Raw genomic sequence first — 23,454 nt, 5'->3', positions numbered from 1 at the left:
CCCTTCAAAAACCTACAATGAGAAAGAGCGAAGTCGCCTCCCCGCCGAAGTCACCCTCGGCGTCAGCGACAGGCGGCGATATACCCAACCCCAAACCAAACTGTCAAAACAAATCTTGAAAGAAAAACGACATTTTTCCGCAATCGCGCCAACCAATTGTAATTCATATATTTATTGAAGGCCCATCGGCCTGCGTCCCAGGCTGGCGGCGCGGACACCCCACCGCCCGGGGCCTCGTTGCCCCACATCGGGACACGACTCCGTCTGGACTCGGGACCGGACCGCCAGGACGGCCCGGCAACCGGCGTGACTCAGTGCACCACGCTGCGGGTGGCGGTCGCGGCGGTCTGCCTGCGCAGCGGCGCCAGCGCCTGTTCCTGCGGCCGCACCCCCTCGACGAAAAGCTCCATGTACGCCGGCAGGATGGTGCGGAAATGCGGACTGGAGGCATTGGTGAGAATCACGATGCCGGACTGTTGCGCCGGCACGAAGGCGATCTGGGCGATATAGCCCTGCACCGTGCCGGCGTGGGCGACCACCTGGGTGCCGCCGATATCGTAGATACGCCAGCCATAGCCGTAGGCGGCATCGCGCGTATCGACGAAGCGGTTGCGCAGGCTGCGCAGATCCTTGGGCGTCTTCACGCGCGGCGTCTGCAGCGTCGCGGCGATATCCGGGGCGTAGGCCGCCGGCATCCGGCCCAGCTGCGCGAGCAGCCACTGGGCCATGTCGCGACCAGAGGCGTTGACACCGGCGGCGGCCTGCAAGGCGTAATAGGGTTCACGCAGGCCGACTTCACGCCAGCCAGTACCCGCCCGGACATGGGGGCGCGCCCAGTTGTCGTCGTGGCGCAGACCCGCCGATCCGAGCGAGGCACGATCCATGTGCAGCGGCGCGAAGATGCGCTGGCGCATCAGATCGGCATAGCTCTTGCCGGTGCGGGCCTGGATGGCATCGGCCACCAGGTTGAACGTGAGGTTCTGGTAGGCATAGCAAGTGCCCGGCTTGCAGGCGGGCGGCACCTTGGCCAGCCGCGGCAGGATATCCCTCGCCGGCACGCCCGCCTCCAGCAGGTCGTCATAGGCATTGGGCGGCAGGCCGGTGCGATGGCTGAGCAGATCGCCGATGGTCAGGCCCGATCGTGGCGCGCCCAGCGACACACCAGGCAGCACGGCGCGCAGTGGCGTCGACCAGTCCAGCACCCGATCCCTGACCAGCATGCCGGTAAGCCCGGCGGCGAAGGTCTTGGATAGCGAGGCGAGATGGAACACCGTCCTGTCATCGACCGCCGCGGCCCCCGACACGCTGCGATGCCCATAGCCACGCAGCATGGCAAGACGACCATGGTCGACGACGGCGACCGAGACGCCGACGAGATCGCCGCTGGCGGTGCGTTCGGCAAGGAAAGCATCGAATGTCTGCTGCCGGACGGCCCGCGCGCTGCCCGGCGCAGGGGGCAGGCTGAGATCGACGGCGGGCGTGGCCGGCGCGGCGGCGGCGGCCACCGGGGACACGAGCATGATGCCGGCAACCGACGCGAACGCCACAACGGACGACGCCAACGCGGCAAAGGAGCGCCCCAGGGCCTTGCCAGCGGGCATCAGCCGCGCCCCCGACCATCGACGTCCTGGCCACCGCTGCTGGATCATGGCTACCGCTACTCCACCCTGACCGACACCGGGGAGTATAGGCGTCGCCGCCCGCCGACTACAAGATATTGTATGCCCTGCGAATCAATTTAGGCGTCTCCTGCCGCCTGTCCGGGCCGACGGCGCGCCTACCCCCCGATGCGACGCGGCGCCGCCATGCCCGCCGGCACCTCGGTCCAGGCCAGTGTCGCCACCGCCGCGCATGACGGACAGACCAGCGACCAGTGGGGGGCGTGCGCATGACAGGCGTCGCACCGCCAGTCGGGTTCGGCGGCGCCGTGAACCAGCGCTTCCGGCCAGCGGGCATGGGGGTCGGGCTCGATGCCCAGCTGCCGGTGGGCGATGGCCGCCAGATGCGCGGCGCGGGCGCGCGGGGCGCCGGCCAGCAGCGGTGCCAGCGCCTCCAGCGCTGCCAGTGCCTCGCCGGCGCCCAGTGCCGCTTCCGCCAGCCGCATCCGGCTTTCGGGGTGGTCGGGGTGTGACGCCGCCAGGGCGCGGAACCGCTCCAGCCGGTGATGCGCGGTCTCGGTCGGGTCAAGCGCGGCATAGGCCTCGGCCAGCTCGGGATGGGGCGCCATGTCCCACGCCGCCAGGATCAGACTTGCCGCCTTCTGCCGCCTGTCGCGGGCCGCCAGCCCGCGGGCCGCCATCACCACCCCCGGCACGAAACCGGGCGCCGCCCTGGCAGCCCGGCGTGCCCAGTCCGTCGCCACCTCGTCATCGGTGGCCGCGAGCGCCGCCGCGGTCGCCACCGCCGCCCGACGGGTCGCCATCGCCGCCGCGTCGGCGGGGTCGAGCGCCGTCCACTTGTCGAGCGCGGCGGTCGCCTCTTCCCACTGGCCCGCGCGGGCGTGTTCAGCGAACGCCGCCGCCCATGCCGCCGGACTGTCGGGCGCCAGCGCCACCAGTCGCGCCGTGGTCTCGATACCCGGGGCGTGCAGGTAACGGGCGATCGCCGCCAGCCGGGCGGTTGCCTTGCCGGCGGCCAGCCGGTCCGCCGCGACCTTGTCGCCCAGCCGGGCGGCGACGAACAGCGCCAGTGGATCATCGGCGACGCGCCCCAGGGCCGTCGCCGCCTGACCGGCCGCCCGCTCCGACTGCGCCAGCAGCAGATCCGCCAGAGCCCGGGTCGCCAGCAGTTCCGCCGCCCGCGCCCGTCGGAGCATCCGTCCGGGGCCGAACAGGCCGGAGCGATAGCGGATGGCCGTGTAAAGTCGCCCCAGCAGCAGCGGTATGGCCAGCACGATCAGCAGGGCGAGCAACGCCCAGCCCGGCGCTGTTGCCACATGCCAGCCGAGCCACCTGAGCTCCAGCCATCCCGGTTGGACCGCCAGCCACGCCAGCACCAGCGCCAGCAGGGCGCCGATAACCGCCTTGGCCAGGCGGGCGATCATGCCGCCTCGATCATCCGGCGAGGGCCGCGGTTTCAAGCCGTGCGAGCGCGGATACAGCGGCCAGGTGCGCCTGCGCCTGCGCCAGCCAGGCCGCCGCCCGGGTGCGCGCGGGCGCCGGCAGCGACTGGACGGACGCGATGGCGCCGGCGAGGTCACCGGCCGCCAGTTGCCGATCGGCGCGCACCAGGGCATCGCCGGCCGATGCGCCACCGGACGAGCCCCCGGCTGGTTCGCCGGCACGACGGACCTGCACCAGGCCCGTCAGCGCGGCCTTGGTCTCATCCCACCAGGAGGAGGAGCCTCCCCCGGCCGGGGTGCCGGTCTGGCCGAGCGTTGGCGCCAGCGCCCGGAAGCGGGCGCGCAATTGCGGGTAGGTAGGCCCACCGGCCTGCACGGCGCGCAGCGCCGCCACGTCCGGATTGGTCTCGCCATAGAGCGCCGCCAGCGAAGTGACCGCCGCCGGGAAGGCGCGCCCGCTCTCCAGCGCCCGGCGGACACCGGCAAGCAGGATGAACCCGCGGGCCCGATCGGCCTCGGCCTTGACGCCCGTCATCCCTTCCTCGGTCCGCGTCGACAGCTGCGCCAGCTTGCCTTCCAGCGCGGTCACCCCGCTCTGCAGCGTCTGCGTTTGCAGCGCCGCGCCCGACTGCGCCTGCTCCAGCGCGGCGAGCTTGGCTTCCGCCGCCGCCAGCCGCTGCTCCAGCGCCGGGCCGACAGCGATTGCCGGCGCCGGCGTGTCCGCGGGCACCCCGGCCGGCTCGGTGGCGGCCGGCAACGGGGGCACCGACGGCAACGGGCGGGCCTCCAGCGCACCGACGCGGGTTTCAAGCGCCATCAGGCGACTGTCCAGTCCGCTGGTGTCGGCGCTGGCCGCCGGCCGGCGCAGCGCTTCCGGCAGATACGACCGCACCTTGGACTCGAACCACGGGTTGCCGAGCAGGCCGGCGGCGAAGGCAATGGCGAGCCCGGTCAGCGCCCATGGCCAGCCACTGCTCGTGCGCGGCGGTGCCGCCGGTGGCACCGCCTGGCCCCGCATGGCGCGCGCCTCTTCGGCAAGGCTCGACAGCCGCGGATCATCGCTGGACGTCTGGTCGCTCATTCCTCGATACCCTCCGGCTGATGACCCGAGGCGTGTCGCCCCGGCGATGATCGCTTCAGGTAGGGGAGACCTGGCGCGTGAATCAAGGTCTAACCCCGATCATGACAGCCTGAATCGCGTCCAGGATGGCAGTATCGTTGACATCCTGCACCCACGCGCAGGCTATGCAAGGGCCGTCGCCGCCAGCAGCGCCGCCTCGGTGGCGGCCTCCGCGATCACCACCGACTGCCAGCCACCGTCGCGGACCGGCCGGGCGACGGCGGCGCTCATGCAGCCCAGCCGCAGCGTATCAGGCCGCAGGATGCCGGGCCGCGCGCCCCCCAGCGCCTCGTAGAGCTGACGGAAGCGACGCGCCGTGCGCGGCGAGAACAGCAGCACCCAGTCCAGCGCGTTGCCCGTCAGCGCCGCGCCGGCCTCGGGCGAGAAAGTCTCCGCCAGATGGGCCTCATAAACGACTCGCCGCTCGGCCGTGATGCCGAGTGCGCCCAGCGCGCCGACCGGATCGCCCCGCACCTCGGCGCCGGACAGGAACAGCACGGACCGGGAACCGCTGGCCGCCACCTGCTCCACCAGCCGGCGCTGATCGCCGTCGCCATCGGCCCGCACATCGGTGAAGCCGGCGGCACGGGCGGCGGCGGCCGTCCCCGGCCCGACCGGGAACACCGGCAGATCGCGCAGGACGGCGGGTACGTCACCCAGCGCCGCCGGCGCCTGCCGGCTGGTGAACATGATCGCCTCGGGCAACGGGTCCGGCAGCGTCCAGGCGACCGGCACCACCTCCAGCAGCGGCGACTCGCACACCGTGTGGCCGGCGGCGCGCAGCCGCGCCGCCAGCCGCGCGCTGTCGGCCGCCGGCCGGGTGACCAGCACCCGCGCCATCAGCCGAACAGGGCGGTGATCGCCGGGCCACCGCGCGCCTTGAGATCGGCCGCCAGATCCGCGCCGATCGCCGCCGCGTCGGCCGGCGACCCGACCCGTTCGCCGGCAACGTCGTGGGCGCCATCGGGGGTCAGCACCTGGCCGGAGAAGGTGAGTCGCCCACCGTCGGCGCCCAGCCGCGCCCAGCCGGCGATCGGCGTGCGGCAGGACCCGTCGAGCGCCGCGAGGAACGCCCGCTCGGCGGCCACGCAGATGGCGGTCGGCGCGTGATCAAGGACCGCCACCGCCGCCCGCAACGGGGTGTCGTCGGCCCGCACGGTGACGCCCACCGCGCCCTGGGCCGGCGCCGGCAGCAGCACGTCGACCGGGACCGGCGTGCCGACATGCCCCATGCCAAGCCGGTTGAGGCCGGCGGCGGCGAGCAGCGTGGCGTCCGCCTCGCCGCGCTCCAGCTTGGCCAGCCGGGTCTCGACGTTGCCGCGAAACGGCACGATCACAAGGTCGGGCCGGGCCGCCTTCATCTGCGCGCCGCGCCGCAGCGACGAGGTGCCGACGCGCGCGCCGGGCGCCAGGCCGGCGATGCTGGCCGCGCCCAGCAGGCGGTCACGCACATCCTCGCGTGGCAGCACGGCCGCCAGCGCCATGAAATCGGGCAGCCGGGTCGGTACGTCCTTCATCGAGTGGACGGCCAGATCGATGCGGCCATCCTCCAGCGCCTCGTCCAGTTCGCGGGTGAACAGGCCCTTGCCGCCGACCTCGGACAGCGGCCGGTCCTGAATGCGGTCGCCGCTGGTCTTGAGCACCAGCACCTCGATGCTGTCTTCCGGACGGGCGAGCGAGGCCGCCAGCAGCCGGCGCACCATGTGCGCCTGGGCCAGCGCCAGCGGGCTGCCCCGGGTTCCGAGTATGAGTTTGGACTTTGGCGACACGATGCACCTCTGTTAAGCACGGCCCCGCTTATAGAGAGGTCCGCCGTTGGACGAAACGATCATCCTTGGGCTTGAGTCGAGCTGCGACGAAACGGCGGCGGCCATCGTGCGCGCCGACAAGACGATTCTCGCCAACCGCGTCGCCGGCCAGGAGGAGGAGCACCGCCCCTATGGCGGCGTCGTGCCCGAGGTGGCGGCGCGCGCCCATGCCGAACGGCTGGCGCCGATGGTGGAGGCGGCGCTCGCCGACGCCAATCTGCGCCTCGCCGACATCGACGCCATTGCCGCCACTGCCGGACCCGGCCTGATCGGCGGGGTGATGGTCGGGCTGGTCACCGGCAAGGCGCTGGCGGTGGCCACCGGCAAGCCGCTGATCGCCGTCAACCACCTGGAGGGCCATGCACTGTCACCCCGACTGGTGGGCGACGTCCCCTTTCCCTACCTGCTGCTGCTGGTCTCCGGCGGCCATTGCCAGCTGCTGCGGGTGGAGGGCGTGGGCGCCTATCGCCGGCTCGGCACCACCATCGACGACGCGGCGGGCGAGGCCTTCGACAAGGTGGCCAAGCTGCTGGGGCTGGGCTACCCTGGCGGCCCGGCGGTGGAACGCTGGGCCAGACGCGGCGATCCGTGCCGGTTCGATCTGCCGCGCCCGCTCAAGGGCACCGCGGAGCCACATTTCTCCTTCGCCGGGCTGAAGTCGGCGGTGCTGCGCGAGGCCGGCAAGCTGGGCACCCCCGACGACACCGACAAGGCCGACCTGTGCGCCAGCTTCCAGGCGGCGGTGGTCGACAGCATCCTCGACCGCACCCGCCGCGCACTCGACCTGGCACCGGACGTGACGGCGCTGGTGGTCGCCGGGGGGGTCGCCGCCAACAGCGCCATCCGCGCGGGTCTGGAAGCACTGGCGAACCGGCAGGGGCTGCCGTTCATCGCACCGCCGGGCTGGCTGTGTACCGACAACGCGGCGATGATCGCCTGGGCAGGCCTGGAGCGGTTCCGGCTGGGGCTGACCGATGGCCTGGACGCGCCGGCGCGCGCTCGCTGGCCGCTTGATCCCAACGCCGCCCGGGCACCAGGAGCAGGAGTGAAGGCATGAGCGAGATGCAGCGAATCGGCGTGGTCGGTGGTGGCGCCTGGGGTACGGCGCTGGCCCAGGTAGCCGCCCGCGCCGGACGTGACGTGGTGCTGTGGGCGCGCGAGCCGCAGGTGGTGGCCGACATCAACGCCATCCACGAGAACCGCACCTACCTCGCCGGCGTGACACTCGACCCGGTGGTGCGGGCGACCGGCGCCTTCACCGACCTGGCGGCGTGCGACGCGTTGCTGCTGGTGGCGCCGGCCCAGTTCCTGCGCGCCGTGCTCGCCGATCTCGCCGCCGTGCTTGCGGCGCGGGTGCCGGTGGTGCTGTGCGCCAAGGGGATCGAACAGGGCAGCGGCCTGCTGATGACCGAGGTCGCGGCGCAGGTGGCGCCGGGCCGCCCGCTGGCCGTGCTCTCCGGCCCGACCTTCGCGGCGGAAGTGGCGCGTGGCCTGCCCACCGCGATCACGCTGGCCTGCCAGTCGCAGGCGATGGGCGATCAGCTGATGACGGCGCTCGGCCAGACCACCTTCCGCCCCTACTGGAGCGACGACCTGATCGGCGCGGAGGTCGGCGGTGCCGTGAAGAACGTGCTGGCGATCGCCTGTGGCGTCGCCGCCGGACGCCAGCTGGGCGAGAACGCGCGGGCGGCGCTGATCACCCGGGGCTACGCGGAAATGCTGCGCTTCGGGCTGGCCAAGGGGGCGCAGGCGGAAACGCTGTCCGGCCTGTCGGGGCTGGGCGATCTCATCCTCACCTGTTCCTCCACACAGTCCCGCAACATGAGCCTCGGTTTCGCCATCGGCGAGGGCAAGCGGATGGACGACATTCTCGCCAGCCGCAACAGCGTGGCGGAGGGCGCCTACACCGCGCCGGTGCTGCTGGAAGCGGCCAGCCGCCTCGGCGTGGACATGCCCATCACCGAGGCGGTGGTCGATCTGCTCTATAACGACGCCGGCGTCGAGGCCACCATCGAGCGGCTGCTGCGCCGGCCGTTCAAGGCCGAGCGCGTGCAGCCCTGACGGCGGCGGCCCTCCCGCGGCCTCAGGCCGCTTTGATACGCCCCCGCGGCCTCAGGCCGCCTTGATACGCCCCCGCGGCCTCAGGCCGCCTTGATGCGATCCACGAAGCTTTCCGCCTGGGTCTGCAGGCGATGGGCGTGGCTGGCCAGTGCCTCGGCGCTGGACAGCAGCTCGCTCGCCGACTGACCGGCCGAGCGGGCGGACTCCCGCACCTCGGCGATGGTGTGCGACACCTGACCGGTGCCGGCAGCGACATTCTGGACGCTGCTGGCGATTTCCTGGGTCGCCGCGCCCTGCTGTTCGATGGCCGACGCGATGGTGGTGGTGACCTCGCTCATCTGGCCGATGGTCTGGCTGATGCCAGTGATGGCCGCCACCGAGCGGGTGGCCGCGTTCTGCACGTCGGCGATCTGGCGGGCGATCTCGTCGGTCGCGTTGGCGGTCTGGGTGGCGAGGCTCTTCACCTCCGAGGCCACCACGGCGAAGCCCTTGCCGGCGTCGCCGGCACGCGCCGCCTCGATGGTGGCGTTGAGCGCCAGCAGATTGGTCTGGCTGGCGATCTGGTTGATCAGCTCGACGACGTCGCCGATCTTGCGGGCGGTTTCCTCCAGCGCGCGGAACTCACCTTGCATGTTCTCCGCCTCGTCGACGGCACGCCGGGTCATGTCGCGCGACACCGTCACCTGCCGGCCGATTTCCTGCACCGACGCCGCCAGTTCCTCGGTCGCCGTCGCCACCGTCTGGACGTTGGCCGACGCATCGTCCGCCGCCTCCGACACCGTGGTCGACTGGCTGGAGGTCGCATGGGCGGTGCGGCTCATGTCGGCGGCTTCGCCCTGCAGCTTCACCGCCTCGCTCGACACCAGGCTGGCGATCGAGCCCACCACATGGGAGAATTCGTCGGCAAGCGTCTGCATCGCCTGCTGGCGCTGGCGCTCGGCCTCGGCGCGGCTTTCCTCCTGCTCGGCGCGCAGGCGGGCCTGCTCGGCCTCCATGCGCTGCTGTTCCAGCCGCATCCGCTCCTGTTCGGCCTGCATCGCCTGCTGCTCGACGCGCATCTTCTCCTCGTCCTGGCGTGCCAGGCGATAGGCGTCGATGGCCTGGGCGAGCTGACCGACCTCGTCACGACGCTCGGTACCGGCGACCACGGTATCCAGCGCGCCGCCCGAGATCCGGGCGACGGCGTTGGTGACGGCGCCCAGCGGACGGCCCAGCAGGCGGTCGACGGCCAGCCAGCACGCCAGCCCGGTGACGGCGGCGACGATGACACCGACGATCAGCAGCAGCATCCGGGTCTGATGCACCGGCGCCAGAATGGTCGCCTCGGGGATGCTGACAATCACGCCCCAGCGGCTGCCGGTGTCACCCAGCGCGATCGGCACCGCCACCGACATGGCCTCGGCGCCGAGGCTGGCGAGCGTGCTGACCAGCGTCGTCTCCCGGCCCTGGGCGGTGGCGGCGGCCGCCGCCGCCAGCGACGGTTCGGACGCCTTCACCGGCTTGGCGAGCTGATCCGTCTTGCCATAGGCGAGCCAGGCGCCACTGCTGGAGACCAGTGAGACGCGGCCGGTTTCCATCGGCCGCAGCTTGCCGATCGACTGCTGCAAGGTATCGAGCGCGATGTCGACGCCGGCGACACCGACAATCCTGTCGCCGACCCGCACCGGCACCACCAGCGAGGTGATCAGCATGTCCTTGCCGCCCACGGCATAGACGTAGGGCTCCAGCGCCACTTCCCGGCCGCTGTTGAAGGCGAGCTGGTAATAGTCGCCGGCACCCGGCTTGTCGTAGTCGATCAGCGCCTCGACATTGATGCTGCCGGCACCACGGTTCCAGTAGGGCACGTAACGGCCGGTGCTGTCATGGCCCGGCTTGCCGACGAACTCGGCGTCACGACCATCCAGCGCATCGGGTTCCCAGCCGGTCCACACGCCCAGCAACGCCGGATTGGCCGCCAGCAGTTCGCGCTGGACCGCGTCGAAGGCGGCGCGATCGGTGACCCCGCTCGCCTTCAGCGCCGCCAGGCTGTGCGCCAGACCGCGCGCCACCTGAAAGCCGTGATCGATGTCGGCGCCAATCTCGCCCGCCGTGCCCTTGGCCAGCTGCTGCTGGTAGCGTTCGGCGTCCTGACGCGCGGCATCACCGACACGGTTGGAGATCAACAGCGACATCGCCGTCAGACCGACGACGCTGATGGCGACCACCAGCAGGGTCAGCTTGCGCGACAGGTTGAGCTGCGCCAGGAAGGACATGGTGGAAATTCCCTAAATCATTGAGTCGCTACGACCATAGTCGCAGAGGCATTAACGCGTCGTAACCACCAGGGCCGAGCCGCACCGCTTGCGGCGTGACCTTGGCGCGGCGATCGGCTAAGCGCGCACGCACAGCCGGACGTTGTTTCAACCGGGCAGGGGCAGGCAATGCGCAAGCAAATCGGGCAGGTGGGCGCGTGGACGCTGGCAAGCCGCGTCGTCGGCTTCGGTCGCGACATCCTGATGGCCGCCATTCTTGGCGCCGGTCCGGTGGCGGACGCCTTCCTGATCGCTTTCCGCCTGCCCAACCACTTCCGGGCGATCTTTGCCGAGGGTGCCTTCAACACCGCCTACGTGCCGAGCTACAGCCGGGTCCGCGCCACCGAGGGCGAGACGGCGGCGGCGCGCTTCGCCAGCCGTATCTTCTCGCTGCAACTGCTGGTCCAGCTCGGCCTGCTGGCGGCGGCGCTGGCCGCCACGCCCTGGCTGCTGAAGCTGCTGGCGCCCGGCTTCGACGCCGACCCGGCCAAGTTCGCGCTGGCGGTGGAGCTGACCCGCATCACCTTCCCCTATCTGCTGCTGATTTCCTGCATGACCGTGCTGGCCGGCACGCTGAACGCGCGCGAGCGCTTCGCCGCGGCGGCGGCAGCGCCGGTGCTGATGAACGTGATGATGATCGCCGGCCTGGTGTCGTGGCGGTGGTTCCCCACCGTCGGCCATGCCGCCGCCTGGGGCGTGCTGGCCGCCGGTATCGCCCAGCTCGCCCTGCTGTGGGGAGCCGCCAGACGGGCCGGCGCGGCGCCGCGCTGGCTGAAACCGGCGCTGGACGCCGACACCCGCCAGTTCTTCAAGGCGCTGGGGCCGGCGACCATCGGCTCGATGGGGGTGCAGATCGCGCTGTTCGCCGACACCATCATCGCCAGCTTCCTCAGCACCGGCGCGCTGTCGGCGCTCTATTATGCCGACCGCATCAACCAGCTGCCGGTCGGCGTCATCGGCATTGCCGCGGGCACGGTGCTGCTGCCGGAAATGGCCAAGAAGATCGCCGCCGGCGACGAGGACGGCGCGGCGCGGGCGCAGAACCGCGCCATGGAATTCACCCTGCTGCTGGCGGCGCCGTGCGTGGTCGCCTTCCTGATGACACCAACCCTGATCATGACCGGCCTGTTCCAGCGCGGCCGCTTTGACGCCGCCGCCGCGACCGCCGCCGGCCAGACGCTGGCCGCCTATGCGCTGGGGCTGGTCGCCTTCGTGCTCATCCGCTCGGTGGTGGCGAGCTTCCACGCCCGGGGCGACACCGCGACGCCGCTCAAGGCCTCGCTGACCGCCATCGCCGCCAACGTGGCGCTGAAGGTGGTGCTGATGGGGCCGCTGGCCCAGGTCGGCCTGGCGCTGGCGACCTCGCTGGGCGCCTGGCTCAACATCGGCATCGTCGGCTGGCTGGCCCACCGGCGCGGGCTGTTCGCGTTCGACAGCCGTTTCAAGCGCAGCGCCCTGGTGATCGGAGCGGCCTCGGCCACACTGGCCGTCGCGCTGGCGCTGGGCACCCAGCCGATCGCCGAACTGGCCTACCAGCTGCCACGCCTGCGCGCCGAGGCGGCACTGGGCGGCACCGCGCTGCTGGGCGCGATCGCCTATTTCGGCGCGCTGTGGCTCGGCTTCAAAGGCAAGCTGCCGTCCCGCCGCTAGGGAGTTGGGCCGCCGCTAGCCAGACGGGCCGGTCTGCTCAGGCGTGCCAGTCGCGCGGCAGCCGGCGGGAGGCCCACCAGAACAGGCTGGCGCTGACCAGATAGAACACCAGACCGACGAGAATGGCATAGCGCAGCGATTCGTCACCAAAGCGCTGGTTGAAGGCGTCCGACACCAGGCCGAAGAACAGCGTGCCAAAGCCGATGCCCACCAGATTGTTGACGAACAGGAAGATCGCCGAGGCGGTGGAGCGCATCGCCGCCGGCACCAGATGCTGCACCGCCGACAGCACCGGCCCCAGCCACATCAGGCCGAGCGCCTGGGGCATCAGGAACAGCACGAAGGTCAGCGGCAGCGAGGTCGACAGCACCCCGGCGGCGTAGCACGGCACGGCGATCAGGAAGGCAACAGCGGGGATGCGGGCATAGGCCCGCTTGTCGCCATGACCCAGCCGGTCGCCGAGCCAGCCGCCGGCCCAGATGCCGATGACGCCGCCGATCAGGATGATGGCGCCATAGAAGTGCGAGACCTCGACCAGGGTGAGGCCATAGCTGCGGGCGAAGAACGACGGCAGCCAGAAGATCAGGCCATAGCCCAGCACCGAGCAGGAGGCCGCACCGAACGACAGGCCCCAGAAACCGGGCTTGCCGGCGAGAGTCTTCAGCACTTCGGCAAAGCGCGGTGCCACCGTGGTGGCGGGCACCGGGTCGTGGCGGCCGCGCGCCGGCTCCCGCACCACCAGACGGAACAGCGGCGCCAGCGCCACGCCCGCCAGGCCGACGATGATGAATGCCGCCCGCCAGTCGATGACGTCGGCGATCCAGCCGCCGAGCAGGATGCCGGCCGCCGAGCCCACCGGAATGCCGAAGCTGTAGACGGCAAGCGCCCGGGCGCGCGAGGCCGGCGGGAAATAGTCAGCGATCAGCGCATAGGCCGGCGCCACGCCGCCGGCCTCGCCGACGCCGACGCCAAGCCGGCACAGGAACAGCTGCCAGAAATTGGTGGCGAACCCGCACAGGGCGGTGAAGCCGCTCCACAGCGCCAGTGCGACGGTCATGATCCAGGTCCGGCTGGTGCGGTCGGCGGCCCAGGCGATGGGGATGCCCAGCGCCGTATAGAACAAGGCGAACGCCAGCCCGCCCATCAGGCCGAGCTGGGTGTCGCTGAGCTGCAGGTCCGCCTTGATCGGGCCCGCCAGGATGCCGATGATCTGCCGGTCGATGAAGTTGAAGGTGTAGACGAGGATCAGCATCGCCAGCACGACGGCGCGATAGCCGGGCTTTTCCGCCGCCGGATTTTCCCGCGCCATGGGGATCGGGATCTGACTGTCCATCTGCCTGCCTGTCTTGGCCCAAGGAAATGCCGCCGGTTCCTTACCCGAAGGCGGAACCGGCGGCCAGCGGTCCGGGACTAGAAACGGAACTCGACGGTGCCGGTGAAGGTGCGCGGCGGGCCGTAGAAGCCGATCACCGCGTTGTTGTAGGTGGCAACGCCGAAATTGTAGCCGCCGACGCGATACTGCTTGTCGGTGAGGTTGCGGCCGTGCAGGCCGACCTGCCAATGCTCGCTGGCCGACGTCCACACCAGGGAGAGGTCGACCAGCGCATAGCCGTCCTGATCCAACGCCGGCGTCGGCGTCTCGAACATCGAATAGTCGGAACGCAGCGACACCGAGCCGGTGAGCGCCATGTTGCCCATGTCATTGGGCAGGTCGCGGGTATAGGTGGTCGACAGGTTGGCGGTCCACTTCGGCGTGTTCTGGAACACCCGCTGGTCCGACACGTCGATATACTGGTCGCTCGCCAGATCGTAGGTGAGGAACTGTTCGAACTTGGTCTTGATGTAGCCCACCGCGAAGGTGGCGAACAGATGCTCGCTCGCCGTCACCCGACCTTCCAGTTCCAGGCCCCAGATCTCCGACTTGCCGACGTTGTCGACGAAGCTGGCGATGCCACCAAAGAGGTCTGGCACCTGGGTGGTGATCTGCTGGCCCTTGTACTTGGAGTAGAAGCCGGCGAGATTCAGCATGACGCGGCGGTCGAGGAAGCTGCCCTTCATGCCCAGCTCGAACGAGTCGACGGTTTCCGGATCGTAGCCGTCGACCGTGCTCGGCGTCAGGATGGCGTCACCGCGCATGTCGAAGCCGCCCGACTTGAAGCCGCGCCCGTAGGAGGCATAGAGGTTGATGTCGTCGGTCGCCTTGTAGCTCAGGCTGACGCGCGGGGTGAATTCCTCGAAGGTGCGGTCGTTGCTGTAGTCGGTGCGCACCAGCGTCGGCGCCGCATCGGGGCCACCGAAGGCCGGGCTGCGGTTGCCGAGGTAGTTGGCGCGATAGACCGTGCCGTCCTTCTTGTCCCGGGTGTAGCGACCGCCCAGCGACACCGCGAACTTGTCGGTCACGTCGTAGCTGAAGTCGGTGAAGGCCGCGAAGCTCTTGGTATCGACCCGACCCGAAGTCAGGATGGCGATACCGAAGGCGCCGGCCACGGTGTCGAAGGCGCCCGAGGCCATCGAGTCCATATAATAGAGGCCGGCCACACCCTTCAGCCGGTCGGTGCCGAACTGCACCTGCAGTTCCTGGCTGAACTGGTTGTCCTTGTAATAGGCCGGCACGTCGAGGATGCCTGCCGGCGTGCCGTCGAAGTCGATGTTGGTCTGGGTGTTGCCCTCGCGGTAGGCGGTGATCGACTTCAGCGTGAACACGTCGTTGACGTTCCACTCGATGGTGCCGGAGACGCCCTGGGTCTCGACGTTATTGTCGTCGCCCAGGCCGGCATTGGTGTCGTAGACGTCATCGAGCACCGGCGGGTTTCCGGCGACACCGGGCAGTTCGCGGTAGCCGTGGCGGGCATTGGATTCGTCATCGGTACGGTCGGCGGCGAAGCGAATGGAGAGATCGTCGGTCGGCGTGAACTCGACGCTCACCCGGCCGGCGATCACGTCCTTGTTGTAATGCTCGGCGCCGGTGTTGAGGTTCTTGCCGAAGCCGTCGCGCTTGTAGATGGCCAGCGCCGCACCAACCGCCACCTTGTCGCCCAGCGGCAGCGAGCCCGAGGTCACCAGTTCGCGCTGGTCATAGCTGCCGTAGGCACCCTTGATCTTGAAGGTCGGCTCGTCGGCCAGCCGCTTGGTGACATATTTCACCGCGCCGCCGATGGTGTTGCGGCCATAAAGCGTGCCCTGCGGCCCGCGCAGCACCTCGATGCGCTCGATGTCGAAAATGTCGAGCACCGCGCCTTGCGGCCGGGCGATGTAGACGTCGTCGACATACAGGCCGACGCCGGGCTCGAAGCCCCACAGCGGGTCCTGCTGGCCAACGCCGCGGATGAAGGCGATCAGCGTCGAGTTGGAACCGCGCGCCACCTGCAGGGTGAGGTTGGGCGTCGTCTGCTGCAAGGTGGTGATGTCCGGCGCGCCGCGCTGCTCCAGCGCCTCGGCGCTGAAGGCGGACACCGACAGCGGCACGTCCTGCAGGCTTTCCGCCCGGCGCCGCGCGGTGACGATGATGTCGCCGTAGGCGTTGTCGGCGTCGTTGGCCGCGACCTCCTGGGCCAGCGCCGGCATGGCGGCACTCAGGCCGATGGCGGCAGCGCCAAGGTTGAGCAACGCGATCACCGATTTTCTGTTGGTCGTCATGGGGTATTCCTCCCGGATTATGCTGGTGATGTGGGTACGGTTACAGACGCCGGCGCCCTGCCCGGCAGCGCGTCGGCAAAGCGGACGAGGGCCCGGTTGAACGCCTCGGGCTCCTCCAGATGGGGCGCATGGCCGGAACTGGCGAACGCCCGCCGGGACGCGACCGGCAACGTCTGTTCAAGATAGTCGGCGGTCGCCGGGCCATAGAGCTGGCTCAGCGCGCCATGGGCGATCAGGGTCGGGGTGGTGATGCCCGGCAGCAGGTGGCGGACATCTTCCGCCGTCAGCGATTCCCACAGGCTCGCCATCGTCGCGCCGTCGTTGCCGGCAATCTCGGCCGTACACCAGTCCATCAGCGCCTGGCGTTCGGCATCATGGCCGGCGGCGAAAATGCGCCGGGCCACCCGCGGGCAATAGCCGGGCCAGTCGGCCCGCATCGCCGCGATCGCCGCCGCCAGCTGGCCGGCAAAGGCAGGGCCGGCGGGGGGCTGACCGAGCAGCCCCAGCGTCCAGTCGGCTCCGTTGAGGACACGCGGCGTCATGTCGATCACCACCATGCCGGCAACGCGCGGCGCCAGCCCCTCGGCCAGCGCCCGCCACAGCGCCAGCGCGCCCATCGACCAGCCCACCACCAGCGCCTCGCGCAGGTCGAGCGCCTCGGCGAGCGCGCGCAGATCATCCGCCAGCATCGGCACTGTCGGCAGCTCGCCCGGCCGGTAGGCACGGCGGTGCCCGCGCAGGTCCGGCGCGATCACCCGGAAATGGCCGGCCAGCGCCGACCTCTGATGGCGGAAGAAGCCGGCATGAACACCCCAGCCATGCACCAGCAGCAACGGCCGGCCGCTGCCCGCGTCATCGCAGGCCGACAGGACGGCAGTTCTGGTCACGGTCTCGGGCATGCCCGGCGTTCCCCCCAGTTGATGGCGTCCGCGACGCCGGCGACCCCCTTGACCGGGGGCTTGTGCTTCCCGGTAACCATGCGTTAGAGTGAAACATGAGTCAACATTCAAGTTAGAAGGCTTGCCTAATGGGGAGGGTAGAGGCCAAGGTCGGCGCCATGCACAACGCGACCTCACCTTCGAACAAGGTGCCGCGCACCGAGCGCGGGCGCCGGACATTGGCGAAACTGCTGGAGGCGGCGGCAGCCGAATTCGGCGAGCGCGGCTATCATGAGGCGTCGATCACCGGCATCACCCAGCGGGCCGGCGCGGCGCTGGGCAGCTTCTACACCTACTTCGACAGCAAGGAGCAGGTGTTCCGGGCGCTGGTGTCCCACATGGGCCACCTGACGCGCAAATGGATCGCCGAACGGGTGGAGAGCGCGCCCAACCGTATCGTCGCCGAACGCATCGGCCTGGAAGCGTTCATCGAGTTCGTACGGGCGCACAAGGACCTCTACCGCATCGTCATGGAAGCGCAGTTCGTCGCCGAGGACGCCTACCGCGACTATTACGCGGTGTTCGAGGAGGCCTACCGGCGCAACCTCGCCGTCGCCGGCGAGCGCGGCGAAATCCGGCCCGGCCACGACGAGGTGCGGGCCTGGGCGCTGATCGGCATGAACGTGTTTCTCGGCCTGCGCTACGGCGTGTGGGACGACAGCCTGTCCGCCGCCGAGGTCGCCGCCGCCGCCGGCGACTTCATGGCCTTCGGCCTGACGCCGGCGCCGAAAGCCCGCTGAGACGCCAAACGACAGACCGGGACAACCCGGCCGACATGGGGATCAACCTGGGGAGAGTGTTCGCATGATCACCGACCTGTTCGACCTGACCGCCAAACGGGCGCTGCTGTCGCCGCACCAGCCGGCGATGGCGGAAGTCGCCACCGGCCGCGCCGTCACCTATGCCGAGCTTGACGACCGGGCGGCGCGCGCCGCCCGTCTGCTCGCCGATCACGGCGTCGAGGCCGGCGACCGGGTGGCGGTGCTGTGCCGCAACCGCATCGCCTTTTTCGAGCTGCTGTTCGCCTGCGCCAAGCGCGGCGCCATCCTGGTGCCGCTGAACTGGCGGATGCCGGCCGAGGAGCTGCGGCCGCTGGTGACCGATGCGACGCCACGGCTGCTGTTCCACGGCACCGAGGACGCGACGGTCGCCGCCCAGCTGGGGCTGGTGTGCGTCGATTTCGATGGCGACTACGACAGTCGCCTGGCCGCCATCGCGGCGCCACTGCAAGGCCGCGACCGCTGGCCGGCGGCCGACATCTGGTATCTGCTCTACACCTCCGGCACCACCGGCCTGCCCAAGGCCGTGATCCAGACCTACGGCATGGCGCTGGCCAACTTCATCAACATCGGCCAGGCGGTCGGCATCACCGGGCGCGACACCACGCTGAACTTCCTGCCGCTGTTCCATACCGCCGGCATCAATCTGCACACACTGCCGACACTGATCGCCGGCGGCCGGGTGCTGGTGACGCCGGGCTTCGATGCCGACCGCACCCTCGACCTGATCGCCGCCGGCGACCTCGACACCCTGTTTGCGGTGCCGGCGGTCTACCAGCAGCTCAGCCTGCATCCGCGCTTCGGCGAGGTCGATCTGTCCCGCGTGCGGCACTGGGGCTGCGGCGGCGCGCCGCTGCCCGACACGCTGGTCAGCCTCTACCTCGCGCGCGGGGTGCGGGTGTGCAACGGCATGGGCATGACCGAGACCGGCCCCACCCTGTTCATCATGGACCCCGAGAACGCGCCGACCCGCATCGGCTCGGTCGGCAAGCCGCAACTGCTGGCCCAGGTGCGGCTGGTCGGCCCCGACGGCCAGGACGTGGCGCCGGGCGAGGCGGGCGAGCTGTGGTTTTCCGGCCCCGGCATCACGCCAGGCTACTGGCGGCGCGAGGAGGCGACGGCGGCGGCGTTCAGCGATGGCTGGCTGAAATCCGGCGATCTGGGCCGCCAGGACGCGGATGGCTATTTCTACATCGTCGGCCGCATCAAGGACATGTTCATCTCCGGCGGCGAGAACGTCTATCCGGCGGAAGTCGAGAACGTGCTGGCCGAGCACCCCGCGGTGCTGGAGGCCGCCGTCATCGGCGTGCCGGACGGCCGCTGGGGCGAGGTCGGCCGCGCCTTCATCCTGCCGCGACCGGGCCATGACGCGCCCGACGCCGACACGCTGGCCGCCTTCTGCCGCAGCCGGCTGGCCGCCTACAAGGTGCCCCGGCAGTTCGTCACGGTGAGCGACTTCCCGCGCACGGCGGCCGGCAAGATCCAGAAGCATCTTCTCAAACAGATGGACCAGGCCGCATGACCCCGCCTTCCGAACCGCGAGCCGCCACCCGCAGCATCGCCCGTACGCTGACCCAGGCGGACTTCGACCGCTTCGCCGCCCTGTCGGGGGACGACAACCCGATCCACGTCGACCCGGAATTCTCCGCCCGCACCCGCTTCGGCCGCACCGTCGCGCATGGCGTGCTGCTGTGCTCGATCCTGCGCGGGCTGGCCGGCGAGGTGCTGCCCGGCGCCCGCCAGGTCGGCCAGGCGATCCGCTTCCCCGCCCCCACCTTCGCCGGCGAGCCGATGTGCTTCGCGGTGCGGCTCGACCGGGTGGCCGATGGCATCGCCGACCTCGGCGTCAGCGTCAGCCGGATTGCCGACGGCACCGTGACCTGCGACGGCACCATGGCGTTCGCCCTGCCCGACGACGATCTGCCGGACGACGATCTGGCTGATGCAACCCCGGACCCGGAGACCCTGCCATGAACGTTGGCGACAGCGTCGAGACCAGCCGCGCCTTTTCCAGCCAGGACGTCGCCGACTATGTGGCGCTGGGCGGCGCGCCGATGCCGGCGGGCGAACTGCCGGAACCGCTGATCGGCGGACTGTTTTCCTATCTGCTGGGGGTCAAGCTGCCGGGGCTGGGTACCAACTACCTCAAGCAGGAAACCGAATATCGCCACCCGGCGCTGGTCGGCGAGGCGCTGACCGCCCGCGTCACCATCACCCGCCTGCGCCCGGAGAAGCATCTGGTGGACCTGGAAACGCAGTGCACCGGCGGCGATGGCCGCGTCGTCGCCACCGGCCGGGCGCTGGTCTATGTCGAGGATGTCATCGGGCCGCGCTGAGCGGCCGGGCAGTGCCGTTCAGACGGTGAAGCTCTCGCCGCAGCCGCAGCGACCGGTCTCGTTGGGATTGGTGAACACGAAGCCGGAAGTGAACACATCGTCCTTCCAGTCCATCTGCGAACCGATCACCTTGAGCAGGGCGGTGAAATCAATGTACAGGCGGCCACCCGGTGTCTCGACCACCTCGTCCATCGGATTGGGCGTGTCGACATAGTCGACCGCGTAGCTGAAGCCCGAGCAGCCTTTCTGGGGCGTCGACAGGCGCAGGCCGGCCGACGGCTGGCCACGCTGGGCCAGCAGGGCGGCGATCCGCTCGGCGGCGGCGTCCGTCACGGTGAGGGCGGCCTTGCGGGCGGTGGGTCGGGTTACGGTCGTCATCGCGTACTCCTTGCAACGGGCGCGGTTACAACATGCCCAGTTCGAGCTTGGCCTCGTCCGACATCTTTTGCGGGTCCCAGGGCGGGTCCCACACCAGGCTGACCGTCACCGAGCCGACGCCCGGCACCGCGCCCACCCGGGTCTCGACCTCGCCCGGCATCGACTCCGCGACCGGGCAATGCGGCGTGGTCAGCGTCATGGTGACGTCGACATGGCCCTCGTCGATGTCGAGGCCGTAGATCAGCCCGAGGTCATAGATATTGACCGGAATCTCGGGGTCGAAAATATTCTTGAGCGCATCCAGCACCCGGTCATAGAGGCTGCCGCCGGGCGCGTCGTCCGGCGTCTGGGTCGCTGGCTCGCGCAGGAAGCTCTCGACGAAATCGATCGGGCCGCCGCTCGGCACCGCCGACACCTGGGCCGGCTGGCCGACCACCGGGCGCGCCGGCGGTTCGGGCGGCGCCGCCACCGTCTCGACCGCGATGGTCCTGGTTTCGTCCCCGCTCATCGGAAAATCCTCACGACCTTTTCCATGCCCTCCGCCAGGCGTTCCACGTCCCGCTCGTTGCTGTAGAGCCCGAAGCTTGCCCGCGCCGTCGCCGGCACGCCCAGACGATCCATCAGCGGCTGGGCGCAATGATGGCCGGCGCGGATATTCACACCGGCCTCATCCAATATGGTGCCGATGTCGTGCGGGTGAACCCCTTCCATGACAAACGACACGATGCCCGAGGCATGCCCCGGCCCCAGCACCCGCACCGAATTGAAGCGGCCCAGCGCCTCTTGCGCGGCGCGGGTCAGCGCCGCCTCGTGGGCGTGGATCGCCGCCAGGCCGACGCCCTCGACATAGTCGATGGCGGCCTTGAGCCCGAGCGCGCCGACGATGTGCGGCGTGCCGGCCTCGAACCGCTGCGCCGGCGGCAGGAAGGTGGTGTGCTCGAACGTCACCGTCTCGATCATCGCGCCACCGCCCTGCCAGGGCGGCATCGCCTCCAGCAGCGCCGCGCGCCCCCACAGCACGCCGATGCCGGTCGGGCCGTAGAGCTTGTGGGCGGAAAACACATAGAAGTCGGCGCCCAGCGCCTGCACGTCGACCCGGGTGCGCGGCGCCGCCTGACAGCCATCCACCAACAGCTGCGCGCCCTGGGCATGCGCGAGGGCCGCCACGCGGGCGATGTCGACGGTGGTGCCCAGCACGTTGGAAACGTGCGTCACCGCCACCAGCCGGGTGCGCGGGCCGATCAGCGTCGCCGCCGCCGCATAGTCGAAATCGCCGTCGGCGGTGATCGGCACCACCTTGATAGTGAAACCCAGCCGGTCGCGCATCAGCTGCCAGGGCACGATGTTGCTGTGATGCTCCAGCTCGCTCAGCACCACCTCGTCGCCGGGGCCGAGGTTGGCGCCGCCCCAGCTCTGGGCCACCAGGTTGATGGCTTCGGTCGCCCCGCGCACGAAGACGATCTCCTGCGCGCTGGCGGCGTTGATGAAGCGCGCCGTGGTCTCGCGCGCGGCCTCATAGGCCTCGGTCATCACCTGGCTGCGACGATAGACGCCGCGATGCACCGTGGCATAGTCGGTGGCATAGGCCCGCGTGATCGCCTCGACGACCGCGCGCGGCTTCTGCGCCGTCGCCGCCGTATCGAGATAGGCCAGCGCCGGATCGGCGTCGAACACCGGAAAGTCGGATCGCAACGACAGCATGGTCATGCCCCCCCCACCAGCACGCGCAGGCGGCCGATGGCCAGCGCCGACACCTCCTCGCGCAGCGCCTCGTCGGCGATGGCGTCCAGCACGTCGCCGAGGAAGGCCTGGGTGAGCAGCGCGCGCGCCTCCGCCGGGTCGATGCCGCGAGTGGCCATGTAGAACAGCGCCTGTGCGTCCAGCTCGCCGACCGTGGCGCCGTGGGCGCATTTCACGTCGTCGGCATGGATTTCCAGCTCCGGCTTGGTGTTGGCGCTGGCGGTACGGGCCAGCAGCAGCGCCTTCGACGACTGGGCGGCGTCGGTCTTCTGGGCGCCCGGCGCCACCAGAATCTTGCCGAGATAGTTGGCCGTGGCCTTGCCCGCCAGCACCGAGCGCACCGTCTGCTGGCTGGTGGCGCCGGGTTCGGCATGCACCACCCGGCTGACCAGTTCCACCGTCTGGCCGGCATTGCCCAGCAGCACGCCGCCCAGCGTGAAGTCGGCGCCGGTCGCCAGGGTGACGTCCATCGCCACCCGGCCCAGCGCGCCACCGACGTTGCCCAGATGCACCTGGTAGCGGGCGTCCGCCGCCAGCGCCGCCGTGTAGGCCGCCGTCACCACTGCCTCCGCCCCGGCGGTCTGCAGGATGACATGGGTCAGCCGCGCACCGGCGCCGAGCCGCACCGTCACCGCGCGATCAAGCCAGCCACCGCCGCCCAGCGACTCGACCAGCGTCGCCGACACGCCCGCGGGCACCTCCAGCGTCAGCGTCGCGCGCTGGCTGTCGTCGGGCGCCAGCCCCAGCCGGCGCGTCTCGCCGTCCGCCAGCGTGACCGCCTCGGCGATGGCGTCGTTGGCCGGCAGGGCGTGTGCGCGCTCCAGCGCCTTCAGATCGCTGTAGCGCCAGGCCTCGTCGCGCCGGCCGGGAAGGGACGTCGCCATGGTCACGCCGCGATCGCTCCGTAACCCTCGCGCTCCAGCTCCAGCGCCAGCGACTTGTCACCGGTCTTGACGATCCGCCCGTCGACCATCACGTGGATGAAGTCCGGCTCCACATAGTCGAGCAGCCGCTGGTAGTGGGTGATGAGCAGGATCGTCTTGTCCGGCGCGCGCATGGCGTTGATGCCCTGGGAGACCACCCGCAGGGCGTCGATGTCGAGGCCGGAGTCGGTCTCGTCGAGCACCATCATCTTCGGGTCGAGCACGGCCATCTGCACCATCTCGTTGCGCTTCTTCTCGCCGCCGGAGAAACCGACATTGACCGGGCGCTTCAGCATCTCGGGGTCGAGCCCCAGCTCCTTGGCCTTGGCCCGCACCAGCTTGAGGAAGTCACCGGCGGACACCTCCGCCTCGCCGCGCAGCTTGCGCTGGGCGTTGAGCGCGGTGCGCAGGAAGGCGAGGTTGGAGACGCCGGGGATTTCCACCGGATACTGCAGACCGAGGAACAGCCCGGCGGCGGCGCGCTCGTGCGGCGCCAGCGCCAGCAGGTCCTGGCCGCCCAGTGTCGCGGTGCCGGCCGTCACGTCGTAACCGTCGCGGCCGGCCAGCGTGTAGCCCAGCGTCGACTTGCCGGCGCCATTGGGCCCCATGATGGCATGCACGGTGCCCGGCGCCAGCGCCAGCGTCAGACCCTTGAGGATTTCCTTGCCGTCGACGGCGACGTGCAGGTTGTCAATTTTCAGCATCATTCGTTCTTTCTTCTGTCGGGGGCCGC

Annotated in this window: 21 protein-coding genes; 7 read left to right on the top strand and 14 right to left on the bottom strand. The window is 70.3% G+C overall.

Annotated features, from left to right (window positions below; genetic code table 11):
• Positions 1 to 311: 311 nt before the first annotated feature.
• The 5 genes from ABU113_RS05060 to hemC all read right to left on the bottom strand — a co-directional run bounded on the left by ABU113_RS05060 (position 312) and on the right by hemC (position 5,950).
• Positions 312 to 1,520, bottom strand: coding sequence for a serine hydrolase domain-containing protein (locus ABU113_RS05060; RefSeq protein ID WP_454558396.1), 1,209 nt, complete (start codon positions 1,518 to 1,520; stop codon positions 312 to 314).
• Between the two features lie 257 nt (positions 1,521 to 1,777).
• On the bottom strand, positions 1,778 to 3,043 hold the full coding sequence (locus tag ABU113_RS05055) for a hypothetical protein (protein WP_454558395.1): 1,266 nt from the start codon (positions 3,041 to 3,043) through the stop codon (positions 1,778 to 1,780).
• Between the two features lie 10 nt (positions 3,044 to 3,053).
• A complete protein-coding gene (locus tag ABU113_RS05050) occupies positions 3,054 to 4,142 on the bottom strand; it encodes a hypothetical protein (protein ID WP_454558394.1) in 1,089 nt (362 codons plus the stop codon).
• Positions 4,143 to 4,304: 162 nt separating this feature from the next.
• Positions 4,305 to 5,021 carry a uroporphyrinogen-III synthase gene (locus ABU113_RS05045; protein WP_454558393.1) on the bottom strand — a complete coding sequence of 239 codons (717 nt, stop codon included), beginning with the start codon at positions 5,019 to 5,021 and terminating at the stop codon, positions 4,305 to 4,307.
• Positions 5,021 to 5,950, bottom strand: a complete 930-nt coding sequence (hemC, locus tag ABU113_RS05040) for a hydroxymethylbilane synthase (RefSeq protein ID WP_454558392.1) — start codon at positions 5,948 to 5,950, stop codon at positions 5,021 to 5,023. The genes ABU113_RS05045 and hemC overlap by 1 nt, the downstream gene beginning before the upstream one ends.
• A gap of 46 nt (positions 5,951 to 5,996) precedes the next feature.
• Here hemC and tsaD point away from each other — a divergent pair, with 46 nt between their 5' ends.
• Together tsaD and ABU113_RS05030 are read left to right on the top strand one after the other, a co-directional pair.
• A complete protein-coding gene (gene tsaD / locus ABU113_RS05035; RefSeq protein ID WP_454558391.1) occupies positions 5,997 to 7,046 on the top strand; it encodes a tRNA (adenosine(37)-N6)-threonylcarbamoyltransferase complex transferase subunit TsaD in 1,050 nt (349 codons plus the stop codon).
• A complete protein-coding gene (locus tag ABU113_RS05030) occupies positions 7,043 to 8,050 on the top strand; it encodes an NAD(P)H-dependent glycerol-3-phosphate dehydrogenase (RefSeq protein WP_454558390.1) in 1,008 nt (335 codons plus the stop codon). The genes tsaD and ABU113_RS05030 overlap by 4 nt, the downstream gene beginning before the upstream one ends.
• 80 nt (positions 8,051 to 8,130) lie before the next feature.
• On the opposite strand, the gene ABU113_RS05025 is transcribed toward ABU113_RS05030, so the two are convergent.
• Positions 8,131 to 10,302 carry a methyl-accepting chemotaxis protein gene (locus ABU113_RS05025; protein WP_454558389.1) on the bottom strand — a complete coding sequence of 724 codons (2,172 nt, stop codon included), beginning with the start codon at positions 10,300 to 10,302 and terminating at the stop codon, positions 8,131 to 8,133.
• 168 nt (positions 10,303 to 10,470) lie between these two features.
• Here ABU113_RS05025 and murJ point away from each other — a divergent pair, with 168 nt between their 5' ends.
• Positions 10,471 to 11,991, top strand: a complete 1,521-nt coding sequence (gene murJ, locus ABU113_RS05020; protein WP_454558388.1) for a murein biosynthesis integral membrane protein MurJ — start codon at positions 10,471 to 10,473, stop codon at positions 11,989 to 11,991.
• Positions 11,992 to 12,028: 37 nt separating this feature from the next.
• On the opposite strand, the gene ABU113_RS05015 is transcribed toward murJ, so the two are convergent.
• From ABU113_RS05015 to ABU113_RS05005, 3 genes are all read right to left on the bottom strand, one after another.
• Positions 12,029 to 13,300 carry a spinster family MFS transporter gene (locus tag ABU113_RS05015; protein ID WP_454558404.1) on the bottom strand — a complete coding sequence of 424 codons (1,272 nt, stop codon included), beginning with the start codon at positions 13,298 to 13,300 and terminating at the stop codon, positions 12,029 to 12,031.
• A 101-nt stretch (positions 13,301 to 13,401) separates the two neighbouring features.
• Positions 13,402 to 15,627 (bottom strand): TonB-dependent receptor, encoded by a 2,226-nt coding sequence (locus tag ABU113_RS05010; RefSeq protein WP_454558387.1) that lies wholly within the window; start codon positions 15,625 to 15,627, stop codon positions 13,402 to 13,404.
• 17 nt (positions 15,628 to 15,644) lie between these two features.
• Complete coding sequence (locus ABU113_RS05005) at positions 15,645 to 16,526, bottom strand: alpha/beta fold hydrolase (protein WP_454558386.1); 882 nt, start codon at positions 16,524 to 16,526, stop codon at positions 15,645 to 15,647.
• Between the two features lie 128 nt (positions 16,527 to 16,654).
• Here ABU113_RS05005 and ABU113_RS05000 point away from each other — a divergent pair, with 128 nt between their 5' ends.
• The 4 genes from ABU113_RS05000 (at position 16,655) to ABU113_RS04985 (ending at position 19,680) form a co-directional block, all read left to right on the top strand.
• A complete protein-coding gene (locus ABU113_RS05000) occupies positions 16,655 to 17,305 on the top strand; it encodes a TetR/AcrR family transcriptional regulator (protein ID WP_454558385.1) in 651 nt (216 codons plus the stop codon).
• 64 nt (positions 17,306 to 17,369) lie between these two features.
• Positions 17,370 to 18,866 carry an acyl-CoA synthetase gene (locus tag ABU113_RS04995; RefSeq protein ID WP_454558384.1) on the top strand — a complete coding sequence of 499 codons (1,497 nt, stop codon included), beginning with the start codon at positions 17,370 to 17,372 and terminating at the stop codon, positions 18,864 to 18,866.
• Positions 18,863 to 19,318, top strand: coding sequence for a MaoC family dehydratase (locus ABU113_RS04990; protein WP_454558383.1), 456 nt, complete (start codon positions 18,863 to 18,865; stop codon positions 19,316 to 19,318). The genes ABU113_RS04995 and ABU113_RS04990 overlap by 4 nt, the downstream gene beginning before the upstream one ends.
• On the top strand, positions 19,315 to 19,680 hold the full coding sequence (locus ABU113_RS04985; RefSeq protein ID WP_454558382.1) for a hypothetical protein: 366 nt from the start codon (positions 19,315 to 19,317) through the stop codon (positions 19,678 to 19,680). The genes ABU113_RS04990 and ABU113_RS04985 overlap by 4 nt, the downstream gene beginning before the upstream one ends.
• 18 nt (positions 19,681 to 19,698) lie before the next feature.
• On the opposite strand, the gene ABU113_RS04980 is transcribed toward ABU113_RS04985, so the two are convergent.
• Genes ABU113_RS04980 through sufC form a run of 5 tightly spaced genes read right to left on the bottom strand, consistent with a single transcriptional unit; the run spans position 19,699 to position 23,425 of the window.
• Positions 19,699 to 20,058: a HesB/IscA family protein gene (locus tag ABU113_RS04980; RefSeq protein WP_454558381.1), complete on the bottom strand. Its 360-nt coding sequence runs from the start codon at positions 20,056 to 20,058 to the stop codon at positions 19,699 to 19,701.
• Between the two features lie 25 nt (positions 20,059 to 20,083).
• Positions 20,084 to 20,566, bottom strand: coding sequence for an SUF system Fe-S cluster assembly protein (locus ABU113_RS04975; RefSeq protein WP_454558380.1), 483 nt, complete (start codon positions 20,564 to 20,566; stop codon positions 20,084 to 20,086).
• Positions 20,563 to 21,759 carry an aminotransferase class V-fold PLP-dependent enzyme gene (locus ABU113_RS04970; RefSeq protein ID WP_454558379.1) on the bottom strand — a complete coding sequence of 399 codons (1,197 nt, stop codon included), beginning with the start codon at positions 21,757 to 21,759 and terminating at the stop codon, positions 20,563 to 20,565. Before ABU113_RS04970 ends, ABU113_RS04975 begins: the two co-directional genes overlap by 4 nt.
• 2 nt (positions 21,760 to 21,761) lie before the next feature.
• On the bottom strand, positions 21,762 to 22,682 hold the full coding sequence (locus ABU113_RS04965; RefSeq protein ID WP_454558378.1) for a SufD family Fe-S cluster assembly protein: 921 nt from the start codon (positions 22,680 to 22,682) through the stop codon (positions 21,762 to 21,764).
• Positions 22,683 to 22,684: 2 nt separating this feature from the next.
• Complete coding sequence (gene sufC, locus ABU113_RS04960) at positions 22,685 to 23,425, bottom strand: Fe-S cluster assembly ATPase SufC (RefSeq protein ID WP_454558403.1); 741 nt, start codon at positions 23,423 to 23,425, stop codon at positions 22,685 to 22,687.
• Positions 23,426 to 23,454 lie beyond the last annotated feature (29 nt).

It is taken from the genome of Parapedomonas caeni, assembly GCF_041060555.1.
Lineage (GTDB): Bacteria > Pseudomonadota > Alphaproteobacteria > Sphingomonadales > Sphingomonadaceae > CAUJIW01.
This window is presented reverse-complemented; position numbering and strand designations above follow the sequence as displayed.

What these genes read in the sequence shown, in the direction of transcription:
- ABU113_RS05060 (WP_454558396.1), bottom strand. Translation starts at nt 1,520, where the DNA reads ATGCTCGTGTCCCCGGTGGCCGCCGCCGCCGCGCCGGCCACGCCCGCC.
- ABU113_RS05055 (WP_454558395.1), bottom strand. Translation starts at nt 3,043, where the DNA reads ATGATCGCCCGCCTGGCCAAGGCGGTTATCGGCGCCCTGCTGGCGCTG.
- ABU113_RS05050 (WP_454558394.1), bottom strand. Translation starts at nt 4,142, where the DNA reads ATGAGCGACCAGACGTCCAGCGATGATCCGCGGCTGTCGAGCCTTGCC.
- ABU113_RS05045 (WP_454558393.1), bottom strand. Translation starts at nt 5,021, where the DNA reads ATGGCGCGGGTGCTGGTCACCCGGCCGGCGGCCGACAGCGCGCGGCTG.
- ABU113_RS05030 (WP_454558390.1), top strand. Translation starts at nt 7,043, where the DNA reads ATGAGCGAGATGCAGCGAATCGGCGTGGTCGGTGGTGGCGCCTGGGGT.
- ABU113_RS05025 (WP_454558389.1), bottom strand. Translation starts at nt 10,302, where the DNA reads ATGTCCTTCCTGGCGCAGCTCAACCTGTCGCGCAAGCTGACCCTGCTG.
- murJ (WP_454558388.1), top strand. Translation starts at nt 10,471, where the DNA reads ATGCGCAAGCAAATCGGGCAGGTGGGCGCGTGGACGCTGGCAAGCCGC.
- ABU113_RS05015 (WP_454558404.1), bottom strand. Translation starts at nt 13,300, where the DNA reads ATGGCGCGGGAAAATCCGGCGGCGGAAAAGCCCGGCTATCGCGCCGTC.
- ABU113_RS05010 (WP_454558387.1), bottom strand. Translation starts at nt 15,627, where the DNA reads ATGACGACCAACAGAAAATCGGTGATCGCGTTGCTCAACCTTGGCGCT.
- ABU113_RS05005 (WP_454558386.1), bottom strand. Translation starts at nt 16,526, where the DNA reads ATGCCCGAGACCGTGACCAGAACTGCCGTCCTGTCGGCCTGCGATGAC.
- ABU113_RS05000 (WP_454558385.1), top strand. Translation starts at nt 16,655, where the DNA reads ATGGGGAGGGTAGAGGCCAAGGTCGGCGCCATGCACAACGCGACCTCA.
- ABU113_RS04995 (WP_454558384.1), top strand. Translation starts at nt 17,370, where the DNA reads ATGATCACCGACCTGTTCGACCTGACCGCCAAACGGGCGCTGCTGTCG.
- ABU113_RS04990 (WP_454558383.1), top strand. Translation starts at nt 18,863, where the DNA reads ATGACCCCGCCTTCCGAACCGCGAGCCGCCACCCGCAGCATCGCCCGT.
- ABU113_RS04985 (WP_454558382.1), top strand. Translation starts at nt 19,315, where the DNA reads ATGAACGTTGGCGACAGCGTCGAGACCAGCCGCGCCTTTTCCAGCCAG.
- ABU113_RS04980 (WP_454558381.1), bottom strand. Translation starts at nt 20,058, where the DNA reads ATGACGACCGTAACCCGACCCACCGCCCGCAAGGCCGCCCTCACCGTG.
- ABU113_RS04975 (WP_454558380.1), bottom strand. Translation starts at nt 20,566, where the DNA reads ATGAGCGGGGACGAAACCAGGACCATCGCGGTCGAGACGGTGGCGGCG.
- ABU113_RS04970 (WP_454558379.1), bottom strand. Translation starts at nt 21,759, where the DNA reads ATGCTGTCGTTGCGATCCGACTTTCCGGTGTTCGACGCCGATCCGGCG.
- ABU113_RS04965 (WP_454558378.1), bottom strand. Translation starts at nt 22,682, where the DNA reads ATGGCGACGTCCCTTCCCGGCCGGCGCGACGAGGCCTGGCGCTACAGC.
- sufC (WP_454558403.1), bottom strand. Translation starts at nt 23,425, where the DNA reads ATGCTGAAAATTGACAACCTGCACGTCGCCGTCGACGGCAAGGAAATC.